Consider the following 20,067-nt stretch of genomic DNA (forward strand, 5'->3'; position numbering starts at 1 on the left):
TTTTTATTTAATTAATTTTTTACTCAATTCTTCCAAAGAAATTCCTTTTGTTTCTGGCATCATAAAAGCAACAAACAAAAGTTGAAAAACCATCATTACTGCAAAAAACAAAAACACTGTACCAGGGCCTACTGTAGAAAACAAATATGGAATTAATGATGGAATTATAGCCGCTAGAACCCAATGAGTAGTACTCCCAAAGGATTGCCCTGATGCTCTAAGATGGTTCGGGAAAATTTCTGAAATAAATACCCAGATTACTGCACCCTGACCTATTGCATGTGCTGCAATAAAAAGAAACAAAAATACCGGAACTGCCATGCCTTCCCAATGAAAGAAGAAAGCCATTGCTACTAAACTAAGTGATATGATATAACCAACAGAACCTATGTACATTAAAACCTTACGTCCCAATTTATCAATAAGAAAAACACCCAGCAGCGTAAAGATTAAATTCACGACACCAATACCTATGCTGCTTAACAAGGCAGTACTTTCGCCAAGACCGGCTTCCTGAAATATTCTACTTGAATAATATAAGAATGCATTAATTCCTGACAGCTGGTTGAAAAAAGCCATTAAAAAAGCCAATATCAAAGGAGTTCTGTATTTTTTCAAAAAGATAGTATCGTTTGCAATTGCCGCGTTGTCGTTATCAAGCTCTATTTCCTCCTTCATTTTTTCGTAGTCAGCTTCTTGCCCCATCAACTGCAAAACTTTTCTGGCTTCATCATTTTTAAATTTAGATAACAGCCATCTAGGACTTTTAGGAATAAATAAAACCAGCAATACATATATTATGGCCGGAAATGCTTCAACACCCATCATCCATCTCCATGAGTTTTCTCCAATGTCTTTCAATAAATAATTAGAAAGAAAGGCAACTAAGATTCCTAAAACAATATTGAATTGATAAAACGCTACTAATTTTCCTCTGTCCTTTGCTGGAGCAATCTCTGAGATATACGTTGGAGCAGCAATTGTTGAGGCACCAACTCCGATACCTCCAATAAATCTAAAAACAGCAAAAACAATCGGATCATTTGCAAAAGCTGAACCAATGGCTGAAACCAAAAATAAAATTCCAATCCATAATAAGGTATTCTTTCTTCCTATTTTATTAGTGGGTATTCCTCCAAATATGGCACCTAGTACCGTACCCCATAATGCCATTCCCATGACAACTGTCCCGTGAAAAGCATCAGATGAATTCCAAATCGATTGTAAATTTTTATCGGCTCCTGAAATCACTACAGTATCAAAACCAAAGAGGAAACCTGCTAGTGAAGCTATCAAGGCCCAAGACGCTATTTTTTTCATTATTTATAATTATTATATTGAATTGCTAAATTATGTTTAAAAAAAACAATAATAATTTACAGATGTTACAATGTCATACGATACCTATAAAAAAACACAATACCTATTGCTATAGCCTTTAATTTCAGCGGATTTAACTTTAAAAATTACATATGCTACTTCGTTGTAGTTACAGTTATGTTACAAAAAGTAGAATCATGTTACATGGTTATTAATGATAATAAGAACTTAAAAGGACATCAATACTCGCATATCATTAGTCTTAAGGTTTATTTAAATAAAAGTTAAACATTGGGTTTGGTGAGTAGAAACAAAAAAACCATCAAAATATACTTTTGATGGTTATTCTTAATGTTAAAATACGTCTATTATTAGGTAGGTTTTAAAAGTAGATTTAATTCAGTAAATAATACTGTACAGGCAATTTATAGGAATATAATAGAACGGACAAAGCTCACAATTAGCACCTTAAAACTTATTTATAATCGTGTTTTCTAATTTTTGAATTCCTTTGGAGACACTCCAAATTTATTTTTAAAAGTAGTTGAGAAATAATTTGGAGAAGAAAATCCAACTGCATATGCTATTTCAGAAATAGTTTGATTCGAATTTAGAAGCAGCTCCTTTGATTTATCTAATCTGATATTATTGATATGATCACTTACACTAATCCCTAAAATCGCTTTTACTTTTCGATATAATTGCACGCGAGAAATATTCAAGTCTTTAGCTAAATCCTCGACGGTATAAATAGAATTATCAATATTTGAAGCTATTAGCTCATTAAGTTTTCTAAGAAAATTCTGTTCTGAAGTTCCGAAATTAACATTCTCATTATTTGCAATATTAGCAATGTTATTAGAATAATAAAAGCGTAATTTTTCTCGGTTAAAGAGTAATCCTTTTATGGATTGAACCAGTACTTTTAAACTAAATGGTTTTGTTAGGAAAACATCGGCACCACTTTCTAGTGCTTTCAGATAGGAATCCTGGTCATCTGAGGCAGTAAGAATAATTATCGGGATATGAGAAGTTCTTAAATCTTTCTTGAGAATTTCACAAATTTCAAATCCATTTTTTCCTGGCAAATTCAAATCACACACTATAACATCAGGTACCATCTCTAGTGCGCGTTTAATAGCATCAAAGCCGTCAGCGGTATAAATAGAAAATTCAACAGACAGTTTTTGAGTCATATAATCAAGTAGATCTACATTGTCTTCGATACATAAAATAGAATATTTATCATCTGAATTTGCAACTTCTCTGTTTGGCAGAACTTCTTCCTCAAGATAATCATTCTGATTAACGAAGTCTAAAGCTGGGGTGTTCACTATACTTTTAGGATCTAAATGTTCTTTTCCTAATTGTAATGTTATAATAAAATCAGTTCCATTTTTCGATTGAACTTCGACGCTTCCCTTATGTAAATCAACAAAACTTTTGGACAGATGGAGACCAATACCAGAGCTATTTCTAAAATTGTTGGAGCCTTGATAAAAGGCACTAAACACCTCTTTTAATTCATTTTCCGGGATTCCAATCCCAGAATCTTTAAAATAAATCTTAACCTCGTTCTTCAGTTTGTCTTCATTTATCACAATAGAAATCTTACCTTTTTCTGGAGTAAATTTAAAGGCATTGGAAAGTAAATTAAAGTATACTTTGTCCATCAGATTTCGATCAATATAAACCTCAAGATCAGGATTGTTTGTCACCAAAGAGAAATCGATACTAAGTTTCTTTGCTTCTCTTTCAAAATCCGCAATAATACTATTTGAAAAATCAAACAAATTAGTGATTGAAGCTCTTAATATAAATTTTTTGTCTTCAACTTTTCTATAGTCTAATAATTGATTGATTAATCGAAGCAACCTTCTAGAATTATTATACATCAAAGTAATCTCTTTATTTACTGAATTTCCTTTGCTTTTAAGCTCGGTTCCCAGAGATTCTACAGAACTTAAAATTAAAGTCAAAGGCGTTTTAAATTCATGTGACAAACCCATAAAGAAGTTTAATCGTGCTTCATTACTTTGTTTTAATTCCTCTGAATATTGTTTAATTTCATTTCTTTGACTTTTAATTTTTTTGTTTCTTATTTCTAATTCCTCTTTTTTACGGCTAATCGCAATGCGAGAATAGATGCTGTACACTGCTAAACACAATGTTAAAATAAATAATGCAAATAATAGTTTTAATAAATTATTTTGAGTTGCATAATCCTTCCCTTTGCTTTTAATGATATTTTGCTGTTCTTCAATATTTGACTGTTGGATTGCTATTCTGTCAAATTGATTACTCATAATATCTGCGTTAAGCGAATCTATTATTGTAGTACTAAGTTTGTTTTTTTTGGGAACTATTTCATTATATACAATTTTCAAGGCTAATTTTATTGCTTCACTACCTCCTGTAGGGTACAAAATAGTTGCGCTCAAAACTCCTTCTTTAACCAATTGAATCCCTCCAAAGGGACCATTGAGACCATCAACTCCTATAAATTTTAATTTATTTCCTAAACCTTTACTTTTAGCAGTTTTCCAAGCATTATATGCGATAACATCATTATAACAAAATACATAGTCTATATTTTGTAAGCTATCTAATAATCTGGTAAATTCTGCTTTTGGATATTCAGAGTCCACAGAACCTACTGTATGTACTTTGATTCCTGGGTATTTACTAATAATTTGTTTAAAACCTTCACTCCTTTCTACTCCTGGAGAAGTGGTGTGATCTCCTTTAATTTCAACTACAGTAGCGTTCCCTTTTGACGAAGCAGCAACATATTTTCCTGCTAATCTCCCTACCTCAATATTATCTGCGCCTATGTAAGTAGTGTAATTAGTTGTGCTTGCTTTTCTGTCTATTAAAATAACAGGTATACCGCTAGCCTTGGCTTTTTCTATAACGGGAACAATAGAGTCAGATTCGAACGGGGAAATTATTATTACATCAACTTTATTATCAATAAACTTCTCTATGTCAAGAATTTGTTTTTTAGCCTGGTGATGCGCATTATATATAGTCAAATTGACGTGGGGGTGAAGAGAGGCCTCGACTTCCATTGCATGATTCATAGAAACTCTCCATAAGTCATTTCCAACACTTTGTGAAAAGCCTATTGAAATTTCACGTTCTTCTGTAGATGTTGAATTACAAGAGGTCTGTAGGAAAACGAAATTCAAAAGCAGGATATAAAAAAAGATGCTTCTTGTCATGGTTTGGTTGGCTTATTATGGTATATCATTAACCCATTACGACTAACAACTTTGAAATATGATATAAAAAACAGAAGTAGTCCGTTTTTTATATTGGAAAGTATATAACTTTATAGGGGGCAAGGAAGTTAAGAGAGTTTTTTTTTTTTTGACTATATTTTCTAGAAATTATTAGAAAGGTTCAAAAACAAATATATAAAAAAAAAATGATAGTATAATTTTATTAGTACAATGGTATTTGAAGTTTCTAAAATTGGAGTAAAATTTAAGTTACGAAAGTAAAAAAACAACTTCTGATTATATTTATTTCCTGACAGAAAAGTAAAAAATTGGACATGCTAATTTAGCCATCACAGTAAGTTAAGAAATAATCTTAATTTTAGCCTATGAAAGAAGTCCGCAAAATTTATGACAAAGCTTTTAAAGAAAAAGCCGTTCAATTAAGTTATGATAGAACAAATGTATCAGAACTCGCCAGAGAGTTGCATCAAGTAATGCAAAAAGAAACAGGGCTACTAACTTCACATTCGAATACAAAAGTATTGGAATCATATTATATAGATCCTCAAATTTTATCGGTAGTTGAAAGGGGGGCTGTCGAAATAAAGATATTTGGACAAAATTCCTCACTCTAATTCCTCACTCCTAATATTTTGAAATGCTTTTTTACTTGATTGAAAGCATAAAAAAACCCTTAAACAGCTGTTGTTTAAGGGTTTGTTTGTGTAGCGAAGACGGGAGTTGAACCCGTGACCTCAGGGTTATGAATCCTGCGCTCTAACCGACTGAGCTACCTCGCCAAATGTTCCTGAATAAGTAATCCCTGAACGCGGGTGCAAATATAAACATAATTTTAGAGCACACAAGTATAAATCGAAGAAAAAAAAATATTTTTAAAAACGTTTTTTTTATGGCATTATATTCTATATATTCGAAAAAAATATAAATGTAGCTCATGGATTCAAAAGTACGTTACGAAATAGAGTTTCCAATAAATTCTTCTCCACAATTGTTATATCAATATATTTCCACACCATCCGGATTATCAGAGTGGTTTGCAGATAATGTTAACTCTCGTGGTGAGTTTTTTACATTTATATGGAATGATTCTGAGGAAAAAGCTAGGCTAGCCTCAAAGAAATCAGGGGAAAAAGTGAAATTCAAGTGGGTGGATGGAAATGGAAAAGATACCGAGTATTTTTTTGAACTACATATTTTAGTTGACGAGTTAACCAAAGATGTTTCTTTAATGGTGGTCGATTTTGCCGAAAAAGAAGAAATTGATGAAGCCACACAACTATGGGAAAATCAAATCTCAGACCTGAAACATCTCATTGGTTCTGTATAGCAAAATCGCATATTATAACTTATATTTGCCCTAAACTAAATTTAGGGCTTTTTTTATGATTAATTTTAATGGGACTATAGTATCTCAGGATACAAATATATTGACACAGAATCGTGCTTTTCTTTATGGTGATGCTGTTTTTGAAACGGTAAAAATCGTAAATGCTAAGATTCTTTTCTTAGAAGATCATTATTTTAGGTTAATGGCGTCTATGCGTGTGGTTCGAATGGAGATTCCTATGAATTTCACAATGGAATACCTAGAAGAACAAATTCTCTCTGTAGCAGCTGCTAACTCACTGTCTAGTTCTTGTCGTACTAGGATTACTGTTTATAGGAATGATGGTGGTTATTATTTACCACAAACTAATACAGTCTCGTTTTTAATTCATTCTATCGGGATCGAAGAAGTATTGTATTCATTCAATGAACAGAAATATGAAGTTGATTTGTTTAAAGATTTTTACATCACTAAACAATTACTGTCTTCGATAAAAACAACAAATAAAATTCTAAATATTACAGCCAGTATTTTTGCGAGCGAAAACGGATTTGATAACTGTTTGTTATTAAACGATAGTAAGAATGTAGTGGAGGCGATTCAAGGTAATATATTTATGGTGACAGCCAATAAATTGATTACTCCGCCGGTTTCTGAAGGATGTTTGAATGGTATTATGCGAAAACAAATTTTAGATTTTGCTAAAAAAATGAATAATTTAGAGGTAGTAGAAGAAGTAATCTCGCCGTTTGACTTACAAAAAGCAGATGAGTTATTTATTACAAATGTGATAAAAGGAATACAGCCAATAACAAAATATAGAAAAAAAGAATTCGATGTCGTAGTAGCAAAAGTGTTATTAGAAAAATTGAATGAGGTAGTAAGCAGTACTTAGTTTAAGTAGGGATTTTCGGGCGCATTAGACCAAATCATATAGTCACCGCCTAGTTCTAAGATTTGTTCTTTCCAGAAATGCTCAGAGGCTTTGCCGATGATTTTATTTTTATAGTTGTTGTTTGCGACAATCCATGAATTTGAAATCATTTCTAGTTCTAATTGATTTTCTTCCCATCCGGTGTAACCTAGAAAAAAACGGATATTGTTTTTATTTATTTTTCCGTTGTTGATGAGTGTTTTTGTCGATTCAAAATCTCCGCCCCAATAGATACCATTCGAAATTTCGATACTGTTTGGTATCAAATCTGGGATATTGTGAATGAAATATAGGTTGTCCTGCTCTACCGGTCCGCCATTGTAGATTTTAAAGGAAGCGTTAATTTCAGGAAGTAGATCATGTATCGTGTATTTTAAGGGTTTATTGATGATAAATCCTACTGATCCTTCTTTATCATGGTCCGCTAATAAAATGACAGATCTATTAAATGATAGATCTCCAATTATAGAAGGCTCTGCTATAAGTAGTTGTCCTTTTATTAGTTTTTCTGAAATCATTTTCGTTGGTTTTTTTTAATAAATTTAAGAAAAAATAGCAGAAATATCCAAATAAAATCGTTTAAAGACAAAAAAAAACCCTCCATCAGGAAGGTTTTTATTATAATAGGTTTTAAAACTTACAATTAGTTTACTGCACCTTCTAATTCTGCACCTGCTTTGAATTTCACAACGTTCTTAGCTGCAATTTGAATAGTTTTTCCTGTTTGAGGATTTCTACCGTCTCTTGCTGCTCTTGCTGAAACTGACCATGATCCGAAGCCTACTAGAGATACTCTACCACCTTTGTTCAAAGTTCCACTTACATTTCCTAAAAATGACTCTAAAGCTAATTTTGCAGCTGCTTTTGTGATTCCTGCATCAGCTGCGATAGCATCGATTAATTCTGATTTGTTCATAATAATAGTTATTAATTGTTGGTTATAAATAATTGTTAATACACAAATTTAGCAGGAAATCCTTACCGCGCAAGCGTTTCGGGTGATTTTAGTGCGTTTTGTTAATAACTTATTTTTTTTGTTCATAAAACAATGCTTATTTGTTGTGATTTTTGAAAATCACCCTATTTTATTGACTTTAAGAGACTTTTGCCTGGGCAGAAAATGTGACTCCATTTAAAAATTCAGGAGTTGTCATTTTCTTCTTACCAGGAAACTGTAAGCTTAGAATCTGGATAAAACCATTTTCTACTGCAATTTTCATTTCTTTTTTCGTGCAAACCATCGTGCCGATCGCTAAATCATGATCTTCAAGTATTGTTTTAGCATCGTATATTTTTACGTTCCATTCCTCATTTTTATCTAAAAACATGCACCAAGCTGCGGGATACGGACTCAGTCCTCTAATCAGGTTGTTGATTTCTAAAGCTGGTTTTGTCCAATCAATTTTACAGTTTTCTTTGTTTAGCTTAAATGCCGATTTAATATCAGATGAATCGGTTTGAATTGTGGTCGTCACATTTCCTTTTTCAATTAGCTCTAAAGTTTCTATAACTGTCGTACTACCCAAATACATTAAACGGTCGTGTAATTGTCCAGCATTTTCAGTTGGGTCAATTTCGGTTTCTGAACTCATGATCATGGCTCCAGTGTCGATTTTATCATCAATAAAAAAAGTAGTGACTCCTGTTTTTGTTTCGCCATTTATTATTGCCCAGTTTATTGGCGCAGCCCCACGATAATTAGGTAGGAGCGAAGCATGAAGGTTAAAGGTGCCTAATTCCGGCATTTCCCAAACCACTTTTGGTAACATTCTAAAGGCGACTACAATTTGCAAATTTGCATTCAGCGATTTTAATTCTTCTAAAAATGATTCGTCTTTAAGGTTTGTGGGTTGTAGTAGGTGTAAATTATTAGCTAAAGCATATTCTTTAACTGCAGAATATTTTAGTTTTTGACCACGACCAGCAGGTTTATCTGCGGCAGTAATAACTCCTACAACATTATATTTATTTTTTATTATAGTATCCAAAATGCCAACGGCAAATTCGGGGGTTCCCATAAATACGATTCTTAATTTTTCCATTATAATTTTAAGGTATATTTATTATTCGACTTTATCTGTATGCGTTCGTTTTCTAATAGCTGCTGCAATACAAAGATAATATCCTTTGATTTTTTATTCGTTTTATTTTCAATTTCTCTCGAATTTAAATCTTCGAGAGTTAGTAAGGCAATTATTTCTGTTGAAAGACTGCTGCTATCTGTTTTCTTATTTTTTTTACTAATGCAGTAGGAACAAATACCGCAATCAGTGTTTGTCTTTTCTCCAAAATAGTCTAGAATCAACTTGCTTCTACACGCTTTTTGTTCACTAATATAATGTAATACTGATTTGAGCTGCTCTTTCTTAAGTTGATTTTGGTTTTCTAAATATTTAGAAACTCTAGATATGGTTCTTTCATCTTCCCGAATTTCATTAAAAATCAAAGTGGCATCATTGTTTTTTGACTGGTAATCTACAATGTCTTTTTCTTTTAATTTTTGTAAAACGGCTAGTACTTGGCTTTCGGTATGTTTTGATTTTTTTGCGATTAATTGCAAATTAAAGGCGGTTGCCGTATCATAAATTCCAGCGTAAGTTCTAAGGATCGCTAAAATAATTTCTTCGTCGTTGCGATTCAAACTCATGTATCGAATTAGTTCCTTGGAAGGAATAACGAACTGTAACATGATCTTTTCTGAAAATTCTTGTGACAGCGTGATAATCCCTTGTCTGTCCAGAAATTGCATCGCATTATAGGTTTTTAAAACTGGGAATTTATATTTTATACAAAATTGATTCAAGTTAAACGAAAACCGTTCGTTAATGCCTTCTCCGTATGCGATCTGGAAAAAATTACACAACTTATTATACATTTCGTTGAGAAATTTTTTGTCTGGGAGAATGTGAATAAACTGATTTTCAGTCTGTTTAATATCTGAAGGGTTGGTTAAGAGTACAGCAAATGCTTTTTCGCCGTTTCGTCCAGACCTTCCTGCTTCCTGATAGTAATTTTCCATGTTTTCGGGAAGCTGAATATGAATCACGGTTTTGACATCTGATTTGTCGATTCCCATCCCAAACGCGTTTGTAGCGACAATAACTTGCGCTTTGTTTTCCATCCACAGCTGCATGTTTTTGTCTTTTTCCCTCGAAGTAAGTCCTCCGTGGTAATAGGTTGCTTTAAATCCTAAGGATTGCAATTGAGACGAAATTTCGAGACAAGATTTTCTGTTTCTAACATAGATTATTGAAGATTGAGGATTTTTCTTTAGAATCTGTTCTATTCGAAAAAGTTTATCCTCTACTTCAAAAACCATATAAGCAATATTTTTCCTAGCAAACGATTTCTGAAAAAGCTGTGGCTCTTGTAAACCGAGTTCATTGATGATATCTTCTTTAACTTTAGGAGTTGCTGTTGCAGTTAAAGCTAAAAAAGGAACTGTAGGAAAATGGGTTTTTAAGTTGGAAATTTTCAAATAAGCGGGACGAAAATCATGACCCCATTGCGAAACACAGTGTGCCTCATCTATAGTTATCAAACTGATGGGTAGGGCTTTTATTCTGTCCAGAATCCAGTCTGACTGCAAGCGCTCTGGTGATAAATAGAGAAATTTATAATTTCCAAATTGGCAATTGTCCAATAAGTCAATCATTTCATCAGATTTTATTCCACCTGTTAGTGCGATTGCTTTAATGTTTCGCTGTTGCAAATTAGCCACTTGATCTTTCATTAAGGCAACCAAAGGAGAAACGACTAAGCAAATTCCGCTCTTCATCATCGCTGGAATCTGAAAACAGACTGATTTTCCTCCGCCAGTTGGCATCAGAGCAAAAGTATCCTTGCCGCTTAAAACGGAATCAATGATTTCATTTTGCAGCGACCTAAAGGAATCGTGTTTCCAGTATTTTTTAAGAATTTGTAATGCTTCTGACATCAATTATGAATTAGGATTACAAATTTCGAATTACAAATAAATGAGTTGTAGACTCAAACAACTAATTACTTAGAAATTTCATCTAATATAAAAAGAATTCTGTTATCTATAGTGTCTTTAGGAACTTCTATAAGAGAATAGCCATAACCTTCGTAGGTTTCTATAAGGTGGCTTTGAATCAATTTTGCTTGTTCGTAGTTTTCGTAACGGGCCTCATCGCTTACGTAAATCTCTTCCCAAGGCGGGAGGATGAAAATTTTAGTGTAGACATGTTCCTTACAAATAGCGTCAAAAGAGGCTGGATAGCTGTCCCCGATATAATGCATATAAGCCAAAACATCAGGAATTCCACGATCAATAAAAACAACATCATGAGATTCATTCAACGCATCATTGAATTGTTTTTTCCTTCCTTCAAGAAGTAGTTCGCTGAACAACAAGGGCTTTTCGAGAAATAATTGCTCGATGCCTTGTTTCTTTGCTTCTAAGGTTACCTCTCTGGAAATTTCAGGGTAGCAGCAAAAACCTTTGGCTACTAACCCATTGATAAGAGTACTTTTGCCTGTTCCAGGACCGCCGATAATTACTATGATTTCTTTCTGCACTTTTTGGAAATAAGGCGCAAACTTACTCAAACTTATTGGAAAATTAAAAAATGATTGCGCTTAAAATTATAGTTTTAAGTAAAAATTCATATTTCATAATTCATAATTTACATTTGAAACCGTATATTTGCTATTATTTTCTAATATATATAATGGATAAAAACACCGAAGAATTTTATGCGCGATTAAAAGTAGAGCTGGATAATAGTAATAGCTGGCCTGCTTTATATTTGTTTAAATTTATTGTTCCTTCTGTAAACGATAACGTGGAACGTGTTGAACTGGCTTTTGATTGTATGGGTGCCGTTATTACAACGACAAAATCCAAGACCGGAAGGTTTACCAGTATTTCAGTTGATGTTCAGATTAAAGATTCTCAAGAAATAATTGATAAATACCTGGAAGTTTCTACTATTGAAGGTATCGTTTCCTTGTAAATAGGAAAAAGACTAATTAAAGTAAACGTAAATACTTGTTTTGTTTGTACTTTAAATGAGTCTGTAACACTGAATAAAAATACAATTCACTTATGAATTCAAAATACCAAAAAGAAATCGCTAACGATGTTGTACATCATTTAGAATATAATGCAGAGCGATCGCATTTAATTATTCCTGAATATGGACGTCATCTACAAAAACTTATTGAGCAAGCAGTTGCGATTGAGGATAATGAAGAGCGTAATAAAGCGGCAAAATACATCATTCAAGTGATGGGGAGTTTAAATCCTCATTTACGTGACGTATTGGATTTTCAACATAAATTATGGGATCAATTGTTTATTATGTCCGATTTTAAATTAGATGTAGATTCACCGTATCCAATTCCTTCACGTGAAGTATTACAGCTAAAGCCTGACGTATTGCAATATCCTCAGAATTTTCCAAAATACAGATATTACGGTAATAACATCAAGTATATGATTGATGTTGCCAATAAATGGGAGGATGGTGACATGAAAAATGCGCTAGTGAAAGTGATCGCAAATCACATGAAAAAATCTTATTTGAGCTGGAACAAGGACACTGTTAAAGACGATGTGATTTTTGAGCATTTATACGAACTTTCAGATGGTAAGTTGAATATGATACAAAATCCGGAAGAGCTTATAAGCACAACAGATTTATTGCGTACAAACAAACGAATTTCGAATAAAATTTTACCAGTGGGGCAACCAAAAATTCAAAGTAATAAGAATTCAAAGCCAGGTAAATCGAAAACATTCACAAAAAAACAATAATAATCAGAGTTAGTGATAAATTAAGACAGTACGAAATGGAGGTTAATTCTCCAGTTAATTCGAGATTGTTTTAAAAAATAAACTACATAAATTTTACTACAAACATATGGGAATTTTCAAAATAGAAGGAGGTATTCGTTTAAAAGGAGAAATTACTCCGCAAGGTGCAAAAAACGAAGCATTACAAATATTATGTGCTGTACTTTTAACTCCTGAAAAAGTAATAATCAACAATATTCCTGATATTATTGATATCAATAAATTAATTACGCTTTTAGGAAATTTAGGAGTAAAAATCCAAAAAAATGGTCCTAATTCATATACTTTTCAAGCAGACGATGTCAATGTAGATTACTTAGAAACGGAAGCCTTTAAGAAAGAAGGAGGATCTTTACGTGGTTCTATTATGATCGTTGGTCCATTTTTAGCCCGCTTCGGTAAAGGATATATCCCGAAACCAGGTGGTGATAAAATAGGTAGAAGAAGATTAGATACACACTTTGAAGGTTTTATCAATTTAGGTGCGAAATTTCGTTACAATAAAGAAGATCATTTTTATGGAGTAGAAGCTCCAAAAGGATTGAAAGGAGCAGATATGCTACTTGACGAAGCTTCGGTAACTGGAACCGCAAATATTGTTATGGCTGCTGTACTAGCAAAAGGAATAACAACGGTTTATAATGCTGCTTGCGAACCTTATTTGCAACAACTTTGTAAGATGTTGAACTCGATGGGTGCAAAAATCTCAGGAGTTGGATCTAACTTATTAACTATCGAAGGGGTGGAAAGCCTTGGTGGGTGTGAGCATAGAATTCTTCCTGATATGATCGAAATCGGAAGTTGGATTGGACTAGCTGCCATGACCAAAAGTGAAATTACCATTAAAAATGTAAGTTGGGATAATCTAGGTGTGATTCCAAGTACTTTTAGAAAAATTGGTATTACTTTAGAACGAAGAGGAGATGATATTTACATTCCTTCTCATGAAAATGGATACGAAATTAAAACAGATATTGATGGTTCTATACTTACCGTTGCCGATGCACCTTGGCCAGGATTTACTCCTGATTTATTGAGTATCGTTTTGGTTGTAGCTACGCAAGCAAAAGGTGATGTTTTGATACATCAGAAAATGTTTGAAAGCCGATTGTTCTTTGTGGACAAATTGATTGATATGGGAGCAAAAATAATGTTGTGCGACCCGCATAGAGCAGTGGTTATGGGACATGACTTTCAATCACAGTTGAAAGCGACGACGATGTCTTCACCTGATATTCGCGCTGGTATTTCTTTATTGATTGCTGCGCTTTCCGCAAAAGGAACTAGTACGATACAAAATATTGAGCAAATAGATCGTGGTTATGAAAGAATTGACGAAAGACTAAGAGCTATTGGGGCTAATATTGTTCGTGTCGAATAAAAAAGTGAACAACAACTAATGACAAATGAACAAACTGCTGTAAAAGCAACTTACTTTAGTATCATAGGAAATACCTGCTTAGCCCTTATCAAAGGGTTGGCAGGTTTTTTTGGCAATTCATATGCTTTAATTGCTGATGCGATTGAGTCCACCACCGATATTTTCGCCTCGTTTTTAGTCTTATTCGGAATTAAATATTCGAATAGACCAGCAGATAAAAATCATCCGTATGGACATGGGCGTGCAGAGCCATTAATTACCTTTATTGTAGTTGGTTTTCTAGTTATTTCGGCTACCATAATTGCTTATGAGAGTGTTTTAAATATTCGAACTCCTCATGAATTACCTAAATCATGGACATTATATGTTCTAGGGGCAATAATTATTTGGAAAGAATATTCCTTTCGGTTGGTTATTCGAAGAAGTATAGAAACAAATAGTTCTTCATTAAAAGCTGATGCCTGGCATCATAGAAGTGATGCAATTACTTCTGTAGCAGCTTTTATAGGGATTTCTGTAGCTCTATTATTAGGGAAAGGATACGAATCAGCAGATGATTGGGCGGCACTTTTTGCTTCGGTATTTATTATTTTTAATGCCTATCTTATTTTTAGACCTGCATTAGGAGAGATTATGGACGAACATGTATATGACGATTTAATTGAGAACATTAGAGAAGTATCCTTAGAAGTTGAAGGAATTATTGATACTGAAAAATGTTTTATAAGAAAAGCTGGTATGAAGTATCATGTAGATTTGCATGCCATCGTAAATGGAACGATTACGGTGAAGGAAGGGCACGATTTAGCTCATAAACTGAAAGATACCTTAAGGGAAAAATTACCTGAACTAGGCCATATTTTGATTCATGTAGAGCCGCATTTGTATAGTTAAAACAATAGCATAAAAAAAGGAGTTGGATTTTCGAATCCAACTCCTTTTTTAAGTTTTAATACATTTTTAGGAAGTCTTATTCAATAAAGGACAAGACTGCTAATTCGTAGCTCTTTAATCCAAATCCCAAAATAACGCCTTTAGCATTTCCTGAAATATAAGATTGATGCCTAAAGCTTTCGCGTGAATAGGTGTTAGAAATGTGTACCTCTATAACAGGAGTTGTAATTGCTTTTATTGCGTCGCCAATTCCTATGGAAGTATGTGTATATGCGCCTGCATTTAAGATAATTCCATCGAATGAAAATCCAAATTCTTGAATTTTCCCGATTAATTCTCCTTCAATATTACTCTGGTAGTATATAAATTCAATTGCTGGATATTTAATTTGCAAAGTAGTAAAATACTCCTCAAAGGTTTGATTTCCATAAACCTCGGGCTCTCTTTTTCCTAGTAGATTTAAATTAGGTCCGTTGATAATACAAATTTTCATAATCGATGTTTTTGTAAAAATAAAAAAACCGTTCCAATTAAAGAACGGTTTTGGTATAATTAGTTTTTTATTCTGCTAGAAAAGGAATCCAGCTGAAACTTGAACTACTGAGTTTTTTACTTCAGCATTCTTTGAAGCGTCTGTCAATCCTAGGCTATAACGACCTGCAAGAAAGAAGTTATTTGTGATTTTAAAGCCAAGTCCTGCATTAGCTGCGAATTCGAATGTGTTAGCGTCTTTAATGTCAAAATTATTTCTTTCGCTTAATAAAAAGGAAGCTTGTGGTCCTAATTCAAGGCTGACTACTTTATTCAAATAAACTTTTGCCATTACTGGAATAGACAAGTAACCTAGTTCATTTTTAAATTCTTCGACAGCGTTTTTGTAGGTTGCGCCTTGTGTAGAATATAATAATTCAGGTTGAATAGCGAAACTGTTTAATAATTTAATTTCAGCAACTAAACCCGCGTGGTAACTCGTAATAGCTGAGGTGCTATAGTTTTCGTTGTTTATGTTAATTTCTGAACCATTTTGATTAGCATAATTCAATCCTCCTTTTATTCCAATTTTAACTAATTGTGCTTGTACTGATGCAGACATAGCCAATAAGGCAACTGCTGCTAAGATCGTTTTTTTCATAAAATTGTTTTTAAATAATAATTTTTAATTTGAAGCTGCAATACATAACCCTTTTTTAAGATAAATATTGTCGATGTCTTCTTTTTATTTTTTTGTTGTTATTACGATTTTCATAAATCAAATACTGAGCCGTTATTTGAGAATGGCAAGTATGTCAAGTTAGATAAGCTCACTCGTTGGAAACAAAATTAGAGTGTAAAAGTACTGGTTGTTAGTGTTTTATTATTGTTGTTTATAAAAAGAATCCCTTTAATTTAATTCTGGGTTTTATTTTAAATTTCTCTTATACAAGGGTTTGTCGAAATAATTAAATTTTAGTGATTTTTGATTAATTAAGATTTTAGTGAATGGTTTTGGTATGTTTCTGTCATGAAAAAAATTCAGTAAAATAGATTTGATAAATAATTAAAAATTGTGATTTATGTATTTACTATTCGAAATTTATAAATGTTTTAATTTCGAAATAAATTTAAAGGGAAAGAAGCGTTTGCAAAGTTGTTTTTACTGCAGCGCCTTTTTTATAGCTAGAAAAGGCTTTTCTTTGTAAGATGAAGTGGAATTCATATATCAAAGATTTTCAGTCGTATTTAAAAATCGAACGCGGTCTATCAAAAAATACGATAGATAACTACTCTTTCGATATCGAGCGACTGTGTTTATTTCTCAGTGAAAATCAAATCGATATTTCGCCACTTAAAATCCAAGAAGAAACGATTCAGCAATTTATCTATGCGGTTTCAAGTGAAGTAAATGCACGCTCGCAGGCAAGAATAATATCAGGTTTGAAAAGTTTTTTTGGTTACTTGATTTTTGAAGATTATCGTCTCGACAACCCTTTGGAACTTATCGAATCGCCAAAGACTGGCCGGAAATTACCCGATACCTTGTCTGTCGATGAAATCGATGCCTTAATTAAATCGATTGATTTGACTTCAAATGAAGGAGAGCGCAATCGCGCGATGCTTGAAACACTTTATGGTTGTGGATTACGTGTTTCGGAACTAGTGTCTTTAAAAATTTCCGATTTGTTCTTTGAAGAGGGTTTTATCAAAATCACAGGGAAGGGAAATAAGCAGCGTTTTGTGCCTATTGGCAGTCTAGCGCAGAAGTACATTCAGGTCTATAAAGAGACGGTCAGAGTTCATCTGAATGTTAAGAAGGAGCACGGTGATGTTTTATTTTTGAACCGGAGAGGTAGTCAACTTACCAGAGCGATGATATTTACTATTATTAAAGATTTAGCGGTTAAAATAGAGTTGAATAAAAAAATAAGCCCACATACCTTTCGTCATTCTTTTGCTACACATCTTCTTGAAAATGGCGCCGACTTGCGTTCGATTCAATTGATGTTAGGACATGAATCAATAACTACAACGGAGATCTATTTGCATCTCGACAGAAAGTTTTTATCAGAAGTGATTAATAATTTTCATCCCAGAAAAAGCTAATGATTACAAAAAGATAAGAACTATTGATATTTAGCGCATTTCAGGACGGGACAATACAATAAAAAAAAGACCTATTGAATCGAAATTCAATAGGTCTTTTTTTTATTCCCCTCGAGGGGTTAGGGGAGGATTACTTAGCGATATTTACCGCTCTAGTTTCTCTAATTACTGTTACTTTAACCTGACCTGGATAAGTCATTTCGGTTTGTATTTTTTGTGAAATTTCGAAAGAAAGTGTAGCTGCATTATCATCAGATACTTTTTCGCTTTCAACGATGACTCTTAGTTCTCTACCAGCTTGAATTGCATAAGCGTTTTTGACACCGTTGAATCCATATGCTACTTCTTCTAGATCTTTTAGACGTTGTATATATGAATCTAATACTTGTCTTCTAGCTCCTGGTCTAGCTCCTGATATTGCATCACAAACTTGAACAATTGGAGATAATAAAGATTTCATTTCTATTTCATCATGGTGCGCTCCAATAGCATTACATACTTCTTCTTTTTCGCCATATTTCTCAGCCCATTGCATTCCTAATAATGCGTGAGGTAAATCACTTTCTGCATCTGGGACTTTACCAATATCATGTAGCAAACCGGCTCTTTTTGCTAATTTTACATTTAATCCTAGTTCAGCTGCCATAATTCCACAAAGTTTAGAAACTTCGCGGGAGTGTTGCAATAAATTTTGTCCGTAAGAAGAACGGTATTTCATACGTCCTACTACTTTTATCAACTCAGGGTGTAAGCCGTGAATTCCTAAATCGATAACAGTACGTTTACCAACTTCTATAATTTCATCGTCAATTTGTTTGGCAGTTTTAGCAACAACCTCTTCAATACGTGCTGGGTGAATACGTCCGTCAGTTACTAATTTGTGTAAAGCTAAACGTGCAATCTCTCTACGTACAGGATCAAAACAAGAAAGGATAATCGCTTCCGGTGTGTCATCTACAATGATTTCTACTCCGGTTGCTGCTTCCAGTGCTCTAATGTTACGTCCTTCACGACCAATAATTCTTCCTTTAACATCGTCAGATTCTATGTTGAATACAGACACACAGTTTTCTACCGCTTCTTCTGTTCCAACTCTTTGGATGGTATTGATAATGATTTTCTTAGCTTCTTGTTGTGCAGTTAGCTTAGCCTCTTCAATTGTATCTTGAATATGAGACATCGCATTGGTTTTAGCTTCTGCTTTTAAACCTTCTACTAGTTGGTTTTTAGCTTCTTCAGCAGATAAGCCAGAAATTACTTCAAGTTGTTGTAATTGGCTTTTATGTAGTTTGTCAACTTCTAATTGTCTTTTGTCTAAAACTTCGATTTTAGCAGTAAACTCAGTAGTTTTTGCTTCAAAATCATCATTTACTTTCTTAGCCTTGGATAATTCGTTAGAAACTTGCGATTCTTTGTCTCTAATTCTTTTTTCAACTTCAGCTACTTTTTTGTCACGTGCCAGAATTACTTGTTCGTGTTCTGACTTTAATTCGATAAATTTCTCCTTTGCTTGTAGAATTTTATCTTTTTTTATGTTCTCTGCTTCAAGATTAGCATCTTTTAAAATGGATGAAGCTTCCTTTTTTGCACTTTTAATGAGATTAGAAATATTGCTTTTTTCTATAATTTTAGCGATTCCAAAACCCGCTGCAATACCTATAATTCCTGAAATAATGATCGTTAATATTTCCATGTTTGTTTAAAATTTATATATAAAAAAAGCCTACATTAAGTCGTTTGTATAAACTCGAAAAGACAAGTTTTGAGCTAACTCACTGTTCAAGTTTCCTCGCCGAGGCGTGGCATGCTTTAGTAGTGATGATTTGCTCATTCTAAATTGTTAGTGTTGAGTTTACCAAATGTGAACTAATGTAGGCAGTATCTTAGTTTCTGTAAAGAACGTTTAATTGTCGAGATATTGATCTAAAAGCGCGTTGATTTTTTTAATTCTTTCAATGGTTTCTTCACCATTAATAGCATTATCAATTTGTTTTTGTTCTGATTGTGAGGCAAATTGTAAAGCGCACATCGCTAATACATCTTGTTTGTCACGCACAGCATAATTTTCTTCAAATTGCTTCATCATCACGTCAATCTTTTTAGAAGCACTTCTCAGTCCTTCTTCTTGCGAAAGATCTACCGTTAACGGGTATACTCTGTCTGCTATTGATATTTTAATTTTAAGCTTTTCGTCCATAAGTTTTACTAATCAGATAGCTGTGCTATACAGTAATCAATTTCACGAATTAATGAATTTATTTTAAGCTTGGTCTCTCTCTTATTATCGTCACTGCCTAGTAATGAGTTGGCAATTTTAAGTGTCTCATATTGCGATTTTAACGCTTCAATCTCATTTGCTTGAGTTTGTATGATAGTTGCAGATTTTGTTAATTCGATTTTTAACTCTTGAGTATTTTGATCTAAACGTTTTATTTTTAGAATTAGTTTTTCAACCTTATTTTCAAGAGTATCAATTATTTCTGCAATTACACTCATAATTTATCCTACGTATTACTTATTATTACAAATTTAGTATTAGTTTTTATTATTACAATATATTATTCG

20 protein-coding genes and 1 tRNA gene are annotated in these 20,067 nt (G+C 33.1%); 8 read left to right on the forward strand and 13 right to left on the reverse strand.

Annotated elements, in window-relative coordinates; all coding sequences use genetic code 11:
* Nucleotides 1-3 precede the first annotated feature (3 nt).
* Nucleotides 4-1,320: a sugar porter family MFS transporter gene (locus tag E0F98_RS11130; protein ID WP_132111452.1), complete on the reverse strand. Its 1,317-nt coding sequence runs from the start codon at nucleotides 1,318-1,320 to the stop codon at nucleotides 4-6.
* A gap of 494 nt (nucleotides 1,321-1,814) precedes the next feature.
* Nucleotides 1,815-4,544 carry a hybrid sensor histidine kinase/response regulator transcription factor gene (locus tag E0F98_RS11135; RefSeq protein WP_132111454.1) on the reverse strand — a complete coding sequence of 910 codons (2,730 nt, stop codon included), beginning with the start codon at nucleotides 4,542-4,544 and terminating at the stop codon, nucleotides 1,815-1,817.
* 386 nt (nucleotides 4,545-4,930) lie between these two features.
* Between E0F98_RS11135 and E0F98_RS11140 the strand changes: the two genes are divergently transcribed.
* On the forward strand, nucleotides 4,931-5,179 hold the full coding sequence (locus E0F98_RS11140) for a transposase (RefSeq protein WP_132111456.1): 249 nt from the start codon (nucleotides 4,931-4,933) through the stop codon (nucleotides 5,177-5,179).
* A gap of 91 nt (nucleotides 5,180-5,270) precedes the next feature.
* On the opposite strand, the gene E0F98_RS11145 is transcribed toward E0F98_RS11140, so the two are convergent.
* Nucleotides 5,271-5,344, reverse strand: a tRNA-Met gene (locus E0F98_RS11145).
* A 155-nt stretch (nucleotides 5,345-5,499) separates the two neighbouring features.
* On the opposite strand from E0F98_RS11145, the gene E0F98_RS11150 reads away from it, so the two are divergent.
* A complete protein-coding gene (locus E0F98_RS11150; protein WP_132111458.1) occupies nucleotides 5,500-5,892 on the forward strand; it encodes an START-like domain-containing protein in 393 nt (130 codons plus the stop codon).
* A 55-nt stretch (nucleotides 5,893-5,947) separates the two neighbouring features.
* Complete coding sequence (locus E0F98_RS11155; protein ID WP_132111460.1) at nucleotides 5,948-6,787, forward strand: aminotransferase class IV; 840 nt, start codon at nucleotides 5,948-5,950, stop codon at nucleotides 6,785-6,787.
* Here the strand turns inward: E0F98_RS11155 and E0F98_RS11160 are convergent.
* The 5 genes from E0F98_RS11160 to E0F98_RS11180 all read right to left on the reverse strand — a co-directional run bounded on the left by E0F98_RS11160 (nucleotide 6,784) and on the right by E0F98_RS11180 (nucleotide 11,368).
* Nucleotides 6,784-7,344: a YqgE/AlgH family protein gene (locus tag E0F98_RS11160; RefSeq protein WP_132111462.1), complete on the reverse strand. Its 561-nt coding sequence runs from the start codon at nucleotides 7,342-7,344 to the stop codon at nucleotides 6,784-6,786. The two genes, E0F98_RS11155 and E0F98_RS11160, sit on opposite strands and share 4 nt — an antisense overlap.
* A gap of 125 nt (nucleotides 7,345-7,469) precedes the next feature.
* On the reverse strand, nucleotides 7,470-7,742 hold the full coding sequence (locus E0F98_RS11165) for an HU family DNA-binding protein (protein ID WP_091092421.1): 273 nt from the start codon (nucleotides 7,740-7,742) through the stop codon (nucleotides 7,470-7,472).
* A 178-nt stretch (nucleotides 7,743-7,920) separates the two neighbouring features.
* Nucleotides 7,921-8,868: a methionyl-tRNA formyltransferase gene (gene fmt / locus E0F98_RS11170; RefSeq protein ID WP_132111464.1), complete on the reverse strand. Its 948-nt coding sequence runs from the start codon at nucleotides 8,866-8,868 to the stop codon at nucleotides 7,921-7,923.
* The gene (locus tag E0F98_RS11175; RefSeq protein ID WP_132111466.1) at nucleotides 8,868-10,763 is read right to left on the reverse strand and encodes a RecQ family ATP-dependent DNA helicase; all 1,896 of its coding nucleotides are present in this window, start codon (nucleotides 10,761-10,763) and stop codon (nucleotides 8,868-8,870) included. The genes fmt and E0F98_RS11175 overlap by 1 nt, the downstream gene beginning before the upstream one ends.
* Nucleotides 10,764-10,828: 65 nt before the next feature.
* Nucleotides 10,829-11,368, reverse strand: a complete 540-nt coding sequence (locus tag E0F98_RS11180) for an AAA family ATPase (protein ID WP_132111468.1) — start codon at nucleotides 11,366-11,368, stop codon at nucleotides 10,829-10,831.
* Between the two features lie 152 nt (nucleotides 11,369-11,520).
* Here E0F98_RS11180 and E0F98_RS11185 point away from each other — a divergent pair, with 152 nt between their 5' ends.
* The 4 genes from E0F98_RS11185 (at nucleotide 11,521) to E0F98_RS11200 (ending at nucleotide 14,922) form a co-directional block, all read left to right on the forward strand.
* Nucleotides 11,521-11,805, forward strand: coding sequence for a DUF493 family protein (locus E0F98_RS11185; protein ID WP_132111470.1), 285 nt, complete (start codon nucleotides 11,521-11,523; stop codon nucleotides 11,803-11,805).
* A gap of 92 nt (nucleotides 11,806-11,897) precedes the next feature.
* On the forward strand, nucleotides 11,898-12,608 hold the full coding sequence (locus E0F98_RS11190) for a DUF4290 domain-containing protein (RefSeq protein WP_132111472.1): 711 nt from the start codon (nucleotides 11,898-11,900) through the stop codon (nucleotides 12,606-12,608).
* 106 nt (nucleotides 12,609-12,714) lie between these two features.
* The gene (murA, locus tag E0F98_RS11195) at nucleotides 12,715-14,028 is read left to right on the forward strand and encodes a UDP-N-acetylglucosamine 1-carboxyvinyltransferase (protein ID WP_132111474.1); all 1,314 of its coding nucleotides are present in this window, start codon (nucleotides 12,715-12,717) and stop codon (nucleotides 14,026-14,028) included.
* 18 nt (nucleotides 14,029-14,046) lie between these two features.
* The gene (locus E0F98_RS11200; RefSeq protein ID WP_132111476.1) at nucleotides 14,047-14,922 is read left to right on the forward strand and encodes a cation diffusion facilitator family transporter; all 876 of its coding nucleotides are present in this window, start codon (nucleotides 14,047-14,049) and stop codon (nucleotides 14,920-14,922) included.
* 76 nt (nucleotides 14,923-14,998) lie between these two features.
* Here E0F98_RS11200 and E0F98_RS11205 read toward each other — a convergent pair whose 3' ends face one another.
* Together E0F98_RS11205 and E0F98_RS11210 are read right to left on the reverse strand one after the other, a co-directional pair.
* The gene (locus E0F98_RS11205) at nucleotides 14,999-15,415 is read right to left on the reverse strand and encodes a type II 3-dehydroquinate dehydratase (protein ID WP_132111478.1); all 417 of its coding nucleotides are present in this window, start codon (nucleotides 15,413-15,415) and stop codon (nucleotides 14,999-15,001) included.
* A gap of 75 nt (nucleotides 15,416-15,490) precedes the next feature.
* Nucleotides 15,491-16,054: a porin family protein gene (locus tag E0F98_RS11210; RefSeq protein WP_132111480.1), complete on the reverse strand. Its 564-nt coding sequence runs from the start codon at nucleotides 16,052-16,054 to the stop codon at nucleotides 15,491-15,493.
* A gap of 548 nt (nucleotides 16,055-16,602) precedes the next feature.
* On the opposite strand from E0F98_RS11210, the gene xerD reads away from it, so the two are divergent.
* Complete coding sequence (gene xerD, locus E0F98_RS11215) at nucleotides 16,603-17,502, forward strand: site-specific tyrosine recombinase XerD (protein WP_132111482.1); 900 nt, start codon at nucleotides 16,603-16,605, stop codon at nucleotides 17,500-17,502.
* A gap of 130 nt (nucleotides 17,503-17,632) precedes the next feature.
* Here the strand turns inward: xerD and rny are convergent, their stop codons facing one another.
* From rny to E0F98_RS11230, 3 genes are all read right to left on the reverse strand, one after another.
* A complete protein-coding gene (gene rny / locus E0F98_RS11220) occupies nucleotides 17,633-19,195 on the reverse strand; it encodes a ribonuclease Y (protein WP_132111484.1) in 1,563 nt (520 codons plus the stop codon).
* Between the two features lie 210 nt (nucleotides 19,196-19,405).
* Nucleotides 19,406-19,699 (reverse strand): cell division protein ZapA, encoded by a 294-nt coding sequence (locus E0F98_RS11225; RefSeq protein ID WP_132111486.1) that lies wholly within the window; start codon nucleotides 19,697-19,699, stop codon nucleotides 19,406-19,408.
* An 8-nt stretch (nucleotides 19,700-19,707) separates the two neighbouring features.
* Nucleotides 19,708-19,998 (reverse strand): hypothetical protein, encoded by a 291-nt coding sequence (locus E0F98_RS11230; protein ID WP_132111488.1) that lies wholly within the window; start codon nucleotides 19,996-19,998, stop codon nucleotides 19,708-19,710.
* Nucleotides 19,999-20,067 lie beyond the last annotated feature (69 nt).

Source organism: Flavobacterium hiemivividum (assembly GCF_004349145.1).
In the GTDB taxonomy this organism is placed as follows: domain Bacteria; phylum Bacteroidota; class Bacteroidia; order Flavobacteriales; family Flavobacteriaceae; genus Flavobacterium; species Flavobacterium hiemivividum.

What these genes read in the sequence shown, in the direction of transcription:
- E0F98_RS11190 (WP_132111472.1), top strand. Translation starts at nt 11,898, where the DNA reads ATGAATTCAAAATACCAAAAAGAAATCGCTAACGATGTTGTACATCAT.
- E0F98_RS11210 (WP_132111480.1), bottom strand. Translation starts at nt 16,054, where the DNA reads ATGAAAAAAACGATCTTAGCAGCAGTTGCCTTATTGGCTATGTCTGCA.
- rny (WP_132111484.1), bottom strand. Translation starts at nt 19,195, where the DNA reads ATGGAAATATTAACGATCATTATTTCAGGAATTATAGGTATTGCAGCG.
- E0F98_RS11200 (WP_132111476.1), top strand. Translation starts at nt 14,047, where the DNA reads ATGACAAATGAACAAACTGCTGTAAAAGCAACTTACTTTAGTATCATA.
- E0F98_RS11175 (WP_132111466.1), bottom strand. Translation starts at nt 10,763, where the DNA reads ATGTCAGAAGCATTACAAATTCTTAAAAAATACTGGAAACACGATTCC.
- murA (WP_132111474.1), top strand. Translation starts at nt 12,715, where the DNA reads ATGGGAATTTTCAAAATAGAAGGAGGTATTCGTTTAAAAGGAGAAATT.
- E0F98_RS11160 (WP_132111462.1), bottom strand. Translation starts at nt 7,344, where the DNA reads ATGATTTCAGAAAAACTAATAAAAGGACAACTACTTATAGCAGAGCCT.
- fmt (WP_132111464.1), bottom strand. Translation starts at nt 8,868, where the DNA reads ATGGAAAAATTAAGAATCGTATTTATGGGAACCCCCGAATTTGCCGTT.
- E0F98_RS11165 (WP_091092421.1), bottom strand. Translation starts at nt 7,742, where the DNA reads ATGAACAAATCAGAATTAATCGATGCTATCGCAGCTGATGCAGGAATC.
- E0F98_RS11135 (WP_132111454.1), bottom strand. Translation starts at nt 4,544, where the DNA reads ATGACAAGAAGCATCTTTTTTTATATCCTGCTTTTGAATTTCGTTTTC.
- E0F98_RS11225 (WP_132111486.1), bottom strand. Translation starts at nt 19,699, where the DNA reads ATGGACGAAAAGCTTAAAATTAAAATATCAATAGCAGACAGAGTATAC.
- E0F98_RS11150 (WP_132111458.1), top strand. Translation starts at nt 5,500, where the DNA reads ATGGATTCAAAAGTACGTTACGAAATAGAGTTTCCAATAAATTCTTCT.
- E0F98_RS11130 (WP_132111452.1), bottom strand. Translation starts at nt 1,320, where the DNA reads ATGAAAAAAATAGCGTCTTGGGCCTTGATAGCTTCACTAGCAGGTTTC.
- E0F98_RS11205 (WP_132111478.1), bottom strand. Translation starts at nt 15,415, where the DNA reads ATGAAAATTTGTATTATCAACGGACCTAATTTAAATCTACTAGGAAAA.
- E0F98_RS11185 (WP_132111470.1), top strand. Translation starts at nt 11,521, where the DNA reads ATGGATAAAAACACCGAAGAATTTTATGCGCGATTAAAAGTAGAGCTG.
- E0F98_RS11140 (WP_132111456.1), top strand. Translation starts at nt 4,931, where the DNA reads ATGAAAGAAGTCCGCAAAATTTATGACAAAGCTTTTAAAGAAAAAGCC.
- xerD (WP_132111482.1), top strand. Translation starts at nt 16,603, where the DNA reads ATGAAGTGGAATTCATATATCAAAGATTTTCAGTCGTATTTAAAAATC.
- E0F98_RS11155 (WP_132111460.1), top strand. Translation starts at nt 5,948, where the DNA reads ATGATTAATTTTAATGGGACTATAGTATCTCAGGATACAAATATATTG.
- E0F98_RS11230 (WP_132111488.1), bottom strand. Translation starts at nt 19,998, where the DNA reads ATGAGTGTAATTGCAGAAATAATTGATACTCTTGAAAATAAGGTTGAA.